10 protein-coding genes are annotated in these 12519 nt (G+C 48.8%); 2 read left to right on the plus strand and 8 right to left on the minus strand.

Annotated elements, in window-relative coordinates:
- The 3 genes from BVJ53_RS03950 to BVJ53_RS03960 form a co-directional block, all read right to left on the minus strand.
- Positions 1 to 181, minus strand: a 181-nt coding sequence (locus BVJ53_RS03950; protein WP_331250553.1) for a helix-turn-helix domain-containing protein, incomplete at its 3' end; no start/stop codon positions are given.
- A gap of 167 nt (positions 182 to 348) precedes the next feature.
- The gene (locus BVJ53_RS03955; RefSeq protein WP_129301255.1) at positions 349 to 1146 is read right to left on the minus strand and encodes an alpha/beta hydrolase; all 798 of its coding nucleotides are present in this window, start codon (positions 1144 to 1146) and stop codon (positions 349 to 351) included.
- Positions 1133 to 2134, minus strand: a complete 1002-nt coding sequence (locus BVJ53_RS03960) for an acyltransferase family protein (protein WP_129301256.1) — start codon at positions 2132 to 2134, stop codon at positions 1133 to 1135. Before BVJ53_RS03960 ends, BVJ53_RS03955 begins: the two co-directional genes overlap by 14 nt.
- 164 nt (positions 2135 to 2298) lie before the next feature.
- Here BVJ53_RS03960 and BVJ53_RS03965 point away from each other — a divergent pair, with 164 nt between their 5' ends.
- Both BVJ53_RS03965 and BVJ53_RS03970 read left to right on the plus strand, forming a co-directional pair.
- A complete protein-coding gene (locus tag BVJ53_RS03965) occupies positions 2299 to 3756 on the plus strand; it encodes an MDR family MFS transporter (protein ID WP_129301257.1) in 1458 nt (485 codons plus the stop codon).
- Positions 3753 to 4256, plus strand: coding sequence for a DUF4811 domain-containing protein (locus BVJ53_RS03970; RefSeq protein ID WP_129301258.1), 504 nt, complete (start codon positions 3753 to 3755; stop codon positions 4254 to 4256). The genes BVJ53_RS03965 and BVJ53_RS03970 overlap by 4 nt, the downstream gene beginning before the upstream one ends.
- Before the next feature lie 163 nt (positions 4257 to 4419).
- Here the strand turns inward: BVJ53_RS03970 and BVJ53_RS03975 are convergent, their stop codons facing one another.
- The 5 genes from BVJ53_RS03975 to BVJ53_RS04005 all read right to left on the minus strand — a co-directional run bounded on the left by BVJ53_RS03975 (position 4420) and on the right by BVJ53_RS04005 (position 12498).
- The gene (locus tag BVJ53_RS03975; protein WP_129301259.1) at positions 4420 to 4968 is read right to left on the minus strand and encodes a Maf family protein; all 549 of its coding nucleotides are present in this window, start codon (positions 4966 to 4968) and stop codon (positions 4420 to 4422) included.
- A complete protein-coding gene (gene mutL / locus BVJ53_RS03980; protein ID WP_129301260.1) occupies positions 4965 to 6920 on the minus strand; it encodes a DNA mismatch repair endonuclease MutL in 1956 nt (651 codons plus the stop codon). The genes BVJ53_RS03975 and mutL overlap by 4 nt, the downstream gene beginning before the upstream one ends.
- Positions 6921 to 6924: 4 nt before the next feature.
- The gene (gene mutS / locus BVJ53_RS03985) at positions 6925 to 9498 is read right to left on the minus strand and encodes a DNA mismatch repair protein MutS (protein WP_129301261.1); all 2574 of its coding nucleotides are present in this window, start codon (positions 9496 to 9498) and stop codon (positions 6925 to 6927) included.
- 431 nt (positions 9499 to 9929) lie between these two features.
- Positions 9930 to 11759: an APC family permease gene (locus BVJ53_RS03995; RefSeq protein WP_129301262.1), complete on the minus strand. Its 1830-nt coding sequence runs from the start codon at positions 11757 to 11759 to the stop codon at positions 9930 to 9932.
- A gap of 397 nt (positions 11760 to 12156) precedes the next feature.
- The gene (locus BVJ53_RS04005) at positions 12157 to 12498 is read right to left on the minus strand and encodes a DUF1827 family protein (protein WP_129301263.1); all 342 of its coding nucleotides are present in this window, start codon (positions 12496 to 12498) and stop codon (positions 12157 to 12159) included.
- Positions 12499 to 12519: the final 21 nt, after the last annotated feature.

A 12519-nucleotide genomic window follows, 5' to 3' on the forward strand; every position in this document is an offset into this window, starting at 1 on the left:
ATCCCTTAATCCCATCACGTTCATAGCGCGCCTGCCAACGTTGTAATGTACGATCACCAAGACCGTGTTGACGGGAGAAACTACTGATACTTGTCTTCGAATGTCTGAACTCCTCCAATATGAGTAACTTTTCTTGAGCTGTATGCTTAGATCTGGGCATAGAAAATCCCTCCATGATCATCAGATGAATTATGATATTTCATCTGACAACCATAAAGGGATTATCGCACCTCTCATTTGGAACGCGTTCATTTTTATTTTGGGTTATAACTTATCACCCAGCTCCTGCTCTGTCGCTTTGATAAGTCGCCGCAAAACTATTTTTCAAGCTAACACTTCACGGTAAAGTTATTTTCCCCAAATAAACTGCAACATCGCGCGATCGACCGTCACATTATGCTCATGTAGCAGACTGTGTTGCGCGTGGGGGCCAGTGACTTCAAGTGTCTGATACTTAGTGAGTCCCCGAAGCAGATAGCCTAAGCTCAAGGCCGAATTGACACTCACAACGGTATCGGTATCCGTACCATCTTGAACATTGCCGTAGATGTTCAACACCGACTTAGCGCGGAAATGAACGCGATTCTTCAATAGCCGCGCATACTCGGGTCGAATCAGGTTCGGTCGTCCGTCTGCCGCTAGTTGTAACTGATGTGGTTGATCATTCCAACCGAGTAAGCCATCATACGGGCCGGCAATCGCAACGACTTTTTCCAATTCAATTGGCGTTTGCGCCATTGCCGCGGCAATGACCGCATAGGCACCCATACTGTGGCCCAGAGCGTTTAACTTCACCACACCATAACGCTCATGCAGCATCGTGAAAATCTTAGCCAGCCATTGACTGTCCACCTCTTCGCCAGCGGTGTTGTTTTGGAAAATCACCTGAATAATCGGGGCAGCGGTCGTGTGCAACGTACCGCGGACATCTAACTGCCCAGTCGGACTCACCGTAATGACCATACTGCGCTTAGCCACCCCTGCAGCTTCGGCGCTTTCAATGAGCTGGTTGGTCGAAAAGGCCGTGCCCCGATACCCATGAACAAAAATGGTCGGTGTCGTGTCCGCTTCTACCAATTGTGTACTTGGCGCCAATCCGATAAGTAAAATCACCACGACCAGCAACACTCGTTTAACTAAACGCATATAATCCTCCGCCTTGCCAACGTTTCCAAACATAGCGGCCCACATAAGCAAGGAAAAGGGGAATCGTAACACCGGCAATCACCAGAACAAGTATATTGGGATCACCGAACTTCTCCAAAACATAACCGACCGCTTTATGACCATACATTATAGGTAGTGTACTACGGCCAATGCGATCTAACCAGTTTCCTGCAAAAGTACCTGCCAAGCTTTTGGCTCCGGCGAACAAACCACCGCAGATGATCACCGGCGCCCACCCCGCCAGAAGTGGATCAGTTAAGTGATGGGATTTCATATAAAGTAAAAAGTCGATTTGTCCTCGCGACTGGGCAGCGAACAGTACCACGAAAATGCCGATCGCGACGGCCATAAACCACGGCTTTGTGACAGTTCTCCGAGCATAATGGAACAGCCACCACCCGACAAACATATACGGCAAAGCGACGAGTACCAAATCAAGGTTGCCTGGGATCGGGAATCCTAAAACTGCCTCAGCGTTAGGATAACTGAAGCCTAGCCAGAAAAGTCCGGCCATTAAAACCGCTTCATGCCAGACTTTTGGCATATAACCACGTAATAGGCTAAACAACAAACTACTAGAGGCATAAACCGTTATGAACCAAAACACCGACAAATAACCATTCAATTCCGTGCCACCGTACAGCAGTCGCCGCAGATAATCCAGAGTAAACGCGGGTGTGCGTTGCTCAACCACAAAATTCAGCAAAATCAGACTCACACCGTAACCAAAATACTGTTTGAACATCGGCCAGAAACGCCGCTGCAGATAATCTCTTAGAGTCGGCAACGTTGTCGGCTTGACAAAGAAACCGCCAATCATAAAGAACAATGGCATATGCCACCAATATAAGCTTTCATAAAACGTTGTATGGCGCGGGTAAAAATGTCCCAACACAACTGCAATGATTCCGAGGCCTTTGGCAACATCAATCCATTCAATACGTTGATGCGTCGATTGGACTTTCACGTTTCGAAAACGCCCCTTCCATAGTCAATAACTTATTTTCAGGCTAACAAGTCGCCTAGATGTTTGTTTGATGCCTTTTTAAAGATTTTGTGAAGGCCATTTTACCCAAATCTGGCAAGGACGTGCTAGACTGGATTATATCGCTCTTTAGAAAGGACACGATTTTGTTGACACCAACTGATGTTAATGGGCATCCGTATAATCGCTTGCTGCTTGTCATTACCTTACTGATTGGCACGTTTACGACTTTCTTGACGCAAACCATTCTCACCACTGCTTATCCGACATTGATGGCTGATTTTCATATCAGCGCCAGCGCGGTTCAGTGGCTAACAACCGGTTTCATGTTAATTATGGGAATCATGATTCCTGTTTCGGCATGGTTGTTGGATAAATTCAATGTCAAACACCTTTATCTGACGGCCATGACGATTTTCTTCTTAGGATCGCTGATTTGCTGGCTCGCTACTGACTTTCAGATGCTGCTGGCAGGCCGTCTGATCCAGGCGATTGGTGTCGGCATGTCCATGCCCACCTTCCAGACCGTCATGTTCACCATCTTCCCACCGGAAAAGCGGGGCAGTGCCATGGGCTTAGCAGGCATCGTCATTGGCTTGGCTCCGGCGATTGGCCCGACGCTTTCCGGCTGGATTTTATTGCATCATACCTGGCGTGCGTTATTTTCCGTGATCATGCCGATTGCTGCCGGTGTGGTATTATTGGCCACTTACAGTATGCGTAAAGTTTTGCCAACGTCACATCCCAAGATTGACGTGCCATCGATTATTGCCTCGACACTTGGATTTGGCGGCTTATTATACGGCTTCTCGACAGTCGGGGACGCCGGCTGGACGGACACGCAGGTTCTGATAAGCCTTGCGATTGGCATTATGTTTGTCGTCTTGTTCTGCTGGCGACAACTCCATCTCAAAACACCGTTGTTGGAATTGCGGGTCTTTAAATCCAAGACTTTCACGTTAAGTGTCATTTTGACTGCGGTCGCCTTCATGTCGATGGTCGGTGTTGAAATGGTACTGCCTATGTATATTCAGACGATTCGTGGCGAAAGCGCCTTTCATTCCGGCATGATTCTGTTTCCGGGCGCGATTATGATGGGCATCATGAGTCCAATCACCGGGCGGATTTTTGATCGGATCGGTGCCAAACGATTAGCCGTCGCAGGTTTGTTTCTGCTAGTTGCCGGCACCTTACCACTGATGACGTTGACCGAAACCACACCGCTGATCTATATCACAGCAGTTTATACTGTGCGGATGTTCGGGATCACCATGGTCACGATGCCAGTCACGACTGCCGGCATGAATGCCTTGCCAACGCATTTAATCAACCATGGAACCGCTGTGAACAATACGATTCGGCAGGTAGCAGCGTCAATTGGTACCGCGATCCTGGTCTCCGTTTTGTCGGTTGTCACCAAAAGCGCAACGCCGGCAGCTAGCGGCAAGACACTTGATCCGATTGACTACACAAACGCGCTACACCAGGCTACCTTGGCTGGCTATCGGGCTGCCTTTGCGGTTTCGCTAGTTATGGCAGCATTAGGCTTATTACTGAGCTTCTTCTTGAAAAATGATGCCATGGACCGGGGGGACGCCTCATGATTATCTTCTTGTTGATCATCGGTGCCATCGCTTTTTTCTGGGCTGTCGTGTTAATGAAACCTAGTCGTCAACGACCATTAGCTATCATCGTAAGTGGCTTGCTGGTTTTAGGCCCGATTGGTTTACTCAGTTTGAATGATCTTTACCATATTGGCTTTACCATTGAAGAAACCACGCAGTTGCAACCGCTAGCGTCCATGGATAACCAATTACAGATTATCAGTCAGCCGATCGGCACGGCCAAAAAGCACATTGCTTACCGCTACCGGATTTCTGGAGATGCCACCGAGCATTCGATCAAGCCAAGCACCACCGTGAAGACGAAGCTAAAACGTGGCACTATCGCGCAAGTCGCTGTCACCGAGCAAAAACTCAAATACAGCAACGTCTTTACCGCTATCATGTTCGCCGGATCCGGTGAACAAGGCAAAAACATTGGCAAAATATACACGTTCACCCTACCAAGTAACTGGCGAGTCGTTAAATCGCCTAAGAGTTAAGTGCCGTGATTTCTTGGCATACAAAAGAGCCTTAACTATTTACTCCCGATGTAACCTAATTAGTTTAATTGAAACGCCTTTACCATTAAAAATGACCGAGTCTGCCGGAAGAAAATCTGGCAACTCGGTCATTTTGATTTTTGATTCATCTAATCCATTCAGATTAAGCTAACAGCATGCGATACAACGTGCTGATCGGCAGACCCATCACATTGTAAAAGTCACCATGAATGGACTTAACCAGTAAAGCGCCGGCATCTTGAATTCCGTAAGCACCGGCCTTGTCCTGATAAGCATCTTCTTGCAAATAGGACTCAACTTCTGCTTCCGCAAGTGGCCAGAAAGTAACATCTGTGCCCACCACTTGCTGACGGACTGTGCCATTGTCTAGACGCACCCATAAGCCGGTATACACTTGATGCGTTTGGCCGCCAAGTGCGGTGATCATCTGTTTGGCTTCCTGTCGACTATGCGGCTTGCCCAACAATTTGCCCTGAAACGCAACCATGGTATCTGCGGCAATAATCGTAGCCCCCGGGTAGCTGGGTACCAATGATTCACCTTTTGCTTTCGCGAGACTCTGGACATAATCCGGTGGCGCGAGAATCGGCAACGCCCGTTCATTAATCGTGGCTGGGTGGCTCTCAAATTCCGGAACAATCCGCTTGAGCAACGCCTGTCGCCGCGGTGAGTGGCTTGCCAATATGATCATGCCTGCATTTCCCCACTTTCATGACTATCTTGAATTCGCTTGAACATTTTCTCCAGATCAGTATTGGAAAAGTGAACCAGAACCGGCCGACCATGCGGGCAGTTAAACGGGTTCTCGCATTGCGGCAACTTTTGAATCAGTGCTCGCGCCTGCTTGTCGTCCAAATGGTGATTAGCCTTGATCGCCCGTTTACAACTCATCATGATGGCGGTTTTTTCCCGAAACGCGGCAACCGTAATCTTGCCGTCGCGCAGAACCCAATCAACCATTTCCTTGATTGTATCCTCTTCCTGACCGGCTTTAAACCAAGTTGGATGGTGTTCAACCACAAAACTATTTTGGCCGAAGTCTTCCAGATACAGACCGACCGATTCCAAAACATCGCGGTGCGTCCGAATACCAATCGCATCTGCCGCGGAGTAATCCAAAACAATCGGCACTAACAAATGTTGCTGATCGGTGCTGACTTTACCGATTTCTTTGCGATAAAATTCATAATTCACCCGTTCCTGTGCGGCATGCTGATCCAAAATATACAAGCCGTCGCTGGATTCTGCCAGCAAGTAGGTGCCATGAACCTGCGCCAGATAAGTTAAATTTGGAAATCGCTCAGCCGGTTCGTTCCGCTTCAGGTCTTGCGCTGGCAGGTCCTCCACCAGCGCTGGCGCCACATTAGCATCCAGATCTTGATAACGCTGATCCCACCTTGCCAGACGTTGCGGCTCACTAAAAATCGGTTGATCATCCAAATCATCCATGGTTAAGTCTGGGTCTGCTTTGGCAGCAGGTGTTGCTGCAGCTTGTGGCTTATTCATGGGCTGATCATGGGTTTCTTCACGCAGTTCAGTTCCTTGCGGCGGCGTTGGTCCAGCTGTTTTCGGGCTGATTTTATTTAGCGTCAATTCTAGTTGATCCAGGTCGTAGTGTTCGCGTTTAGGCAGGTTGTCCAACGCGTCCGGAATGAGATTTTCTTTTGCTAACCGACTCCGAATCGCTTCACTTAGCAAATGGCTGAGCTGGTCCTCCTTACTCAAGCGGACTTCGGCTTTCGTCGGGTGCACGTTGACGTCGACCAAGGCAGCGTCCATCTGAATCGTGATAACGCCCATCGGATAACGCCCGACCATGAGCTTCGATCCGTAACCGGCAATCACGGCTTTCGTCAATTGAAAATTCTTAATGTAACGGCCATTGACGACCAGACTCAGATAATTGCGCGATGCACGCGTGGTTTCCGGCAAACTGGTCAAGCCGCTCACTTGAAAATCAAGATCCTGCGCTTGAAAGTCGACCATCGACCGCGCTACTGGCAAGCCATAGATTCCCGCAAGTGTCTGCCGCAGATCGCCTTGACCCGCAGTTCGGACGACCATATTGCCATCGTGTGAAACCGTAAAGGCGATGCTGGGATTAGCCAATGCCAACCGACTGACGATATCGACAATTTTTCCTAGCTCTGTCTGCTGGGACTTCATGTACTTCAGGCGGGCTGGTGTATTGAAGAACAAATCAGACACCTCAACATCGGTTCCTCGGCGATGGGCTGCTGTGGTCTGATCCTCCACGTGGCCGCCTTTCACGTGAATTTTGGCGCCGATACCGGAATCTGTCGCGGTCGTCAACGTCACATCGGCAACCGCCGCGATACTGGCCAAAGCTTCACCGCGAAACCCTAACGAATGTACATTAAATAGATCCCGCGTCGTCAGAATTTTGCTCGTCGCATGGCGCAAAAAAGCAGTCGCAACATCGTCAGGATCAATGCCGCCCCCGTTGTCACTCACCTGAATTTTCTGCAACCCAGCCGCCGAAACCTTGACGTCAATCTGGGTCGCCTGGGCATCAATGCTGTTTTCCACTAGTTCTTTGACCACGCTGGCCGGGCGTTCGATGACTTCTCCGGCAGCAATTTGGTTACTTAACGTGGCAGATAGCTGATGAATTTTTGGCATAAAATCACTTCTTCTTTAAACGTTTCTGAAGGTCGAAAATTAAATTCATGGCGTCCATTGGTGTCGCATCCATCAAATCAAACTTAGCTAATTTCGCCAAAATCGGGCTATTCTTCGGTTGCGGTTTAGGTTCCTCGAAAAGCGACAATTGCTGATCCTTTACCTGACTTGCGGCTGCCGGCACAGTTTTCTCAGGTGTGGCAGCTTCAAGATGCTTCAGAATCGCATCGGCTCGGCTCAATAAGTCTGCTGGCAATCCAGCCAGTTTAGCGACATGAATCCCGTAACTTTTATCTGCCGGTCCCGGCATCATTTTATGCAGAAAAACCAGGTTGCCGTGTTCTTCAACAGCGCCGACATGCACATTCTTAAGTTTTGCCAATGAATCCGACAAACTGGTCAACTCATGATAATGCGTGGAAAAAAGCGTCTTGGCGTGCACATGATCATGTAGGTACTCGATAATTGCCTGTGCCAGCGCCATGCCATCATAAGTCGCTGTTCCCCGCCCGATTTCATCGAATAGGATCAGGCTCGAGGCCGTTGCATGACTTAATGCCGCATTGGCTTCCAACATTTCAACCATAAAGGTACTTTCCCCATTCGCCAAGTCATCAGCCGCACCGATACGAGTGAAGATTTGATCAAAAATTGGTAAATCCGCGGCATCAGCGGGAACGAATGATCCAGCCTGCGCCATGATCACAATTAGCGCCAACTGCCGCATATAGGTACTTTTACCGGACATGTTGGGACCGGTAATCAGCAGCATATCCGCATCCTGATCCATAATGACATCGTTCGGAATATAGCTATCTTGCCCCAAAACATGTTCGACAACCGGATGGCGACCGCCTTTAATATTAATGTCGTGGGTGCCGGCATGCATTGTCGGTCGGACATAGTGATTATTTTCGGCCACTGTCGCAAAGCTTTGCAAAACATCCAGTGCAGAAATCTGTGCGGCTAACACTTGGAGTCGTTTAATCTGGGACTTGACCTGATCGCGAATGTCTTGAAAAAGATCATACTCCAGCGCTGTCGAACTTTCCTGCGCCTCAAGAATCAAGGTTTCTTTTTCCTTCAGCTCAGGTGTGATGAACCGCTCGGCATTTGTCAGTGTCTGCTTACGCTCGTAGCGGCCTTCTGGGATCTTATCCAAGTTGGACTTTGTGACCTCGATGAAATAGCCGAACACCTTGTTATAGCGGATTTTCAAATTATGAATACCGGTGGCCTGGCGCTCAGATGCTTCCAATTCAGCGATCCACTGCTTAGAATGCTTCATGGCATCGCGATACTCGTCTAACTTCTTATTGTATCCGCGTAAAATAAGGCCGCCATCAGTCACCGAAATCGGCGGCTCCGGCTCGATCGCCCGACGAATCAAACTGGCAACATCACTGACTGGATCGATTTTACCGCGAAGTGCCTTAAAACTGCCATCATCAAGCTTGCTTAAGACATCCTGAATCGCCGGCACCTGATCAAGGGACGTTTGCAGCTGAATCAAGTCCCGCCCGTTAACCGTGCCAAAAGCCACGCGTCCGGCTAACCGCTCAAGATCATAAACCTTTGTCAAACGCTCCTGCAACTCACTGCGTTCAAAAAAGTGATCCAGCAAGTCCTGAACTTGATTTTGCCGTACGCTGATGGCGCCAATATCCAACAACGGCCGCTCTAACCATTGTTTCAGCAAACGTCCGCCCATCGCGGTTTTCGTCGCGTCCAACAAAGATAGTAAGGTATCGCCTTTGCGCCCGGTGCGGCTATTTTGCAAAATATCAAGGTTGCTGCGAGCATCCTGATCCATTTCAAGATACGCCGACGGTTGGTAGGCCACGGCTTTTTGAATGTGGGCCAGGCTCCGTTTTTGTGTATTCAGCAAATAGGCCATCAGCATTTGCACAACTGCGGCTTCGGCTGGATCGTTCAGATCTTGCGAAACATAACTGCCTTCACTGGTGGGTTTGCTTTCAGGTTGAACCGACAACAAGCGCTCGCCTTTTTTCAACATGGCTGCGTCGTCATCGGTCAAGTCTTCTGGTACCACAATCTCTTTGGTGGCGAGCGCACTCAACTCGTTTTGCAAAGCAAACTTGCTTTTGAGATCTGTCACTTTCAGCTCGCCGGTGGAAACATCGCCATATGCAAAGGCATAACCGCCTGCGTGTGGCAAAACAGCAGTAATGTAATTGTTCGTCTTCGCAGCGCCTGCTTTGATATCGACATTGGTGCCGGGAGTAATCAGCTGAATCACCGCACGCTTGACCATCCCCACGGCTTTTTTGGGATCTTCCATTTGCTCACAAATAGCGACTTTATACCCATGATCAATCAGAATATCGACATAACTCTGCACAGCATGATGCGGCACCCCAGCCATGGGAATTGGATCGTCCGCGCTCTTATTCCGTGCCGTCAATGTCAACTCAAGCAACTGTGCGCCTTTAATGGCATCATCGTTGAACAATTCGTAAAAATCACCAATTCGGTAAAATAAAAATGCATCCGGATACTGCGCCTTAATCGCATTATACTGTTGCATCATTGGCGTATCACTGGTTTTTTGCGGCACAAAATTCACCCTTTGTCTTTGACTATCTCTGACTTTTTCTACTATTCATTTTAACAGGTAAGTCAACAGAGCGCGAACTGGCGCGGTTAGAAGTCGGAGTGTAAGTGGCCTCAGGCGTGATGGCCCGGGCTTAGGCCATTGCGCCTGAGGTTCTTACACGCAGACTTCTGCGCCAGTGAGCGCGTTTCAGAGCGCGAACTGGGCCGGTTAGAAACCGGAACATAAGTGGCCTCAGGCGTGATGGCCCGGGCTTAGGCCATTGCGACCAAGGTCCTTATGTGCAGGTTTCTGGCCCATTGAGCGCGTTTTGAAACCGGATTGCTCTTCACCAAACTTACCAACCTGTTTAGCAAAAACTAAAAGACGAATGAACCCATCCATGGAATTCATTCGCCTCTATTACGCGTCTACCTAACTAACCTAAAACCGCCTTACTTCTTCAAATGATAACTGTAAGTGGCAATAATCACGTTCTCACGACTTGCAAACGCGGCACGCAAACGGAAGTTGGTTTGATTGTGGAGAATATTTTGCCACTTCTTACGCGGTACGAACTGCGGAATCAGCACCGTGGTCGTGAAGTTGCGCTTAGCGGCGTTCCGCGCCACAATGTCAACGAAGCGAATGGTCGGTGCCTCGATCGAACGATACGACGAATGAATGTCGACAAACCGAACATCCGGAAAATCAGCGCGAAACTCACTTTGCGTTTCTTTTTCCTTATTCGGATTCTCATCCATTGAGACATGCATTGCGATGACATAATCGCCGATAGATTGGGCGTAATTCAGCGCAGCGCGGGTCACCCGTGTCACATTGCCGACAAGCACAATGACGGTGCTACCATCATAATGGTGCTCCTCTACGTCTGCCGGCAGCCGTAATTGTGCCGCCACTTTTCCATAGTGATCGTGAATTTTGTAAAACATAAAAATCGCCAGCGGCATCACGATGAAGAACGGCCAGATATCAAACAGCCGGTAAGCAAATAAGATGACCAGAATTGCAAACGAAATCAAAGCGCCAGAAAAATTGGCGACCGTTTTGCCAATCCAGCCTTTGCCACGGTGACGGAACCAGTGAATGATCATCCCGGTTTGCGATAGCGTAAACGGAATGAACACGCCTACCGCGTACAACGGAATCAAGCGCTCCGTAGATCCCTGGAAAATGATGATCAATGCGGCCGAGCCAAGCGCCAAAGTCAAAATCCCATTGGAATAACCCAGTCGATCACCGCGATCCAGGTACATATGCGGCATAAACTTATCCTTCGCCAAGTTGAAAGCTAAGACCGGAAAAGCCGAAAACCCTGTGTTGGCAGCAACAGCCAGAATTAACGCAGTCGCAAACTGGACGACATAATACATGATGCCGGTGCCGCCAAACGTTTCTTTGGCAACCTGTGAAAGTACTGTCACCTTCGCCATCGGCACTAAACCATACCAGTAGTTCAAAAACGTAATACCGGCAAAGAAGAAGCCCAGAATGCCAGCCATAATCGCTAAAGTCTTGGCCGCATTTTTTTCCTTAGGCAACTTGAAAAACGGCACCGCATTACTGATCGCTTCAACCCCAGTCAGTGAACTGGAACCGCTGGAAAAGGCCCGGAAAATCAACGCCATCGACACGCCGGGAATCGCAGCGCCAACCAGTGACGTTGCCTTGTAGGGAATGGCACCACTGACAACCTGATAAAGTCCCCACACGATCATCACCGTCATTACGAGCACAAACAGATAAACTGGAATCATAAGAAAGTTAGCCGATTCGCTCATGCCCCGTAAGTTCATGCCCATCAAAACAAAAATGATAATCAGCGAAATCGCCACTTGATGGCCATAAAGTGCTGGAATGGCACTGGTGATCGCCTCAGCACCAGCTGAGACAGAAACCGATACCGTCAGCATATAATCAATCAACAACGAAGCGCCTGCTGTTAAACCTGCGTTGCGGCCTAAGTTCTCGCTCGCAACAACATAAGCCCCGCCGCCACTGGGATAGGCATGGATAATCTGCCGATATGAAAGTGTCAGCGAAATCAGCAAGACCAAAACGAACGCCGCAATCGGTAACGAATACCAAATTGCTGCGGCCGACAGTGTCGTAAGGACCAAGACAATCTGCTCGGTACCATAAGCCACACTGGACAAAGCATCTGACGATAGCATCGCCAGCGCCTTGAAAATGTTGAGTTGTTGTCCACCTTCCTCGGAAGATTTTAAAGGCCGGCCAATAAACAGCCGCTTCAAGTGAATCATTTTCTAGACTCTCCTATTAACCCACACCGGTTTAAAAAATTGATAAATCGTAAACAAACATGCACTAGTGTACTCTAAATCTTGGCTCACGCCCACCTTGTCTCATCTTAACCTATATGGAGCATCGGGAACACCGGTCGTATTGATCTTTGCCTACGTGTCATGAGTTGGTGCGAGATGAGTAAAAAAACTGCGAACAGACGACATTCTATCTGAGAGCCAAAGGGAGAGTTATAACGCGCTCGTCAGCCCAGAAACCGGACTGGTTCACGCTCACTTTAACGCGTTCGCCAGCCCAGAAACCTGCACATAAGGACCTCGAGCCTGAATGGCTGGGCTTGGGCCATTCAGGCTCGAGGTCACTTATACTCCGGTTTCTGACCGGGCTGGCTCACGCTCACTTTTCGATAATCACAACATCATGCACCTTTAATTTACGGTGAACTTCGTGTTCGATTTCGCTTTTGGCAGCGTGGTTGATTTTCAACTCGGCTTTTGGCGTGTCTGGCATTAATTTTTCAAGAACAAAATCGATCTCATCATCTTTGATAGTGCGCTTGTCATGGGTCAGAACAATATCGATTTGGTTGAAGCCTTCCACATAATAAACGTGCACCGAACCCAACGTGTAAAGTTCGAAGTACTTGACTGGCTTGCGACTGTATAAAAAACGCATAGTGTACGGAAGCATCTTGTGCAAGCTGGCATTAAGCCGAATGGGGTTTTGAATCAGTTTCATGTAACTCGTCCCTCCTGTCTG

It is taken from the genome of Lacticaseibacillus chiayiensis (assembly GCF_004123795.1).
Lineage (GTDB): Bacteria > Bacillota > Bacilli > Lactobacillales > Lactobacillaceae > Lacticaseibacillus > Lacticaseibacillus chiayiensis.

What these genes read in the sequence shown, in the direction of transcription:
- mutL (WP_129301260.1), bottom strand. Translation starts at nt 6,920, where the DNA reads ATGCCAAAAATTCATCAGCTATCTGCCACGTTAAGTAACCAAATTGCT.
- BVJ53_RS03955 (WP_129301255.1), bottom strand. Translation starts at nt 1,146, where the DNA reads ATGCGTTTAGTTAAACGAGTGTTGCTGGTCGTGGTGATTTTACTTATC.
- BVJ53_RS03995 (WP_129301262.1), bottom strand. Translation starts at nt 11,759, where the DNA reads ATGATTCACTTGAAGCGGCTGTTTATTGGCCGGCCTTTAAAATCTTCC.
- BVJ53_RS04005 (WP_129301263.1), bottom strand. Translation starts at nt 12,498, where the DNA reads ATGAAACTGATTCAAAACCCCATTCGGCTTAATGCCAGCTTGCACAAG.
- BVJ53_RS03975 (WP_129301259.1), bottom strand. Translation starts at nt 4,968, where the DNA reads ATGATCATATTGGCAAGCCACTCACCGCGGCGACAGGCGTTGCTCAAG.
- BVJ53_RS03970 (WP_129301258.1), top strand. Translation starts at nt 3,753, where the DNA reads ATGATTATCTTCTTGTTGATCATCGGTGCCATCGCTTTTTTCTGGGCT.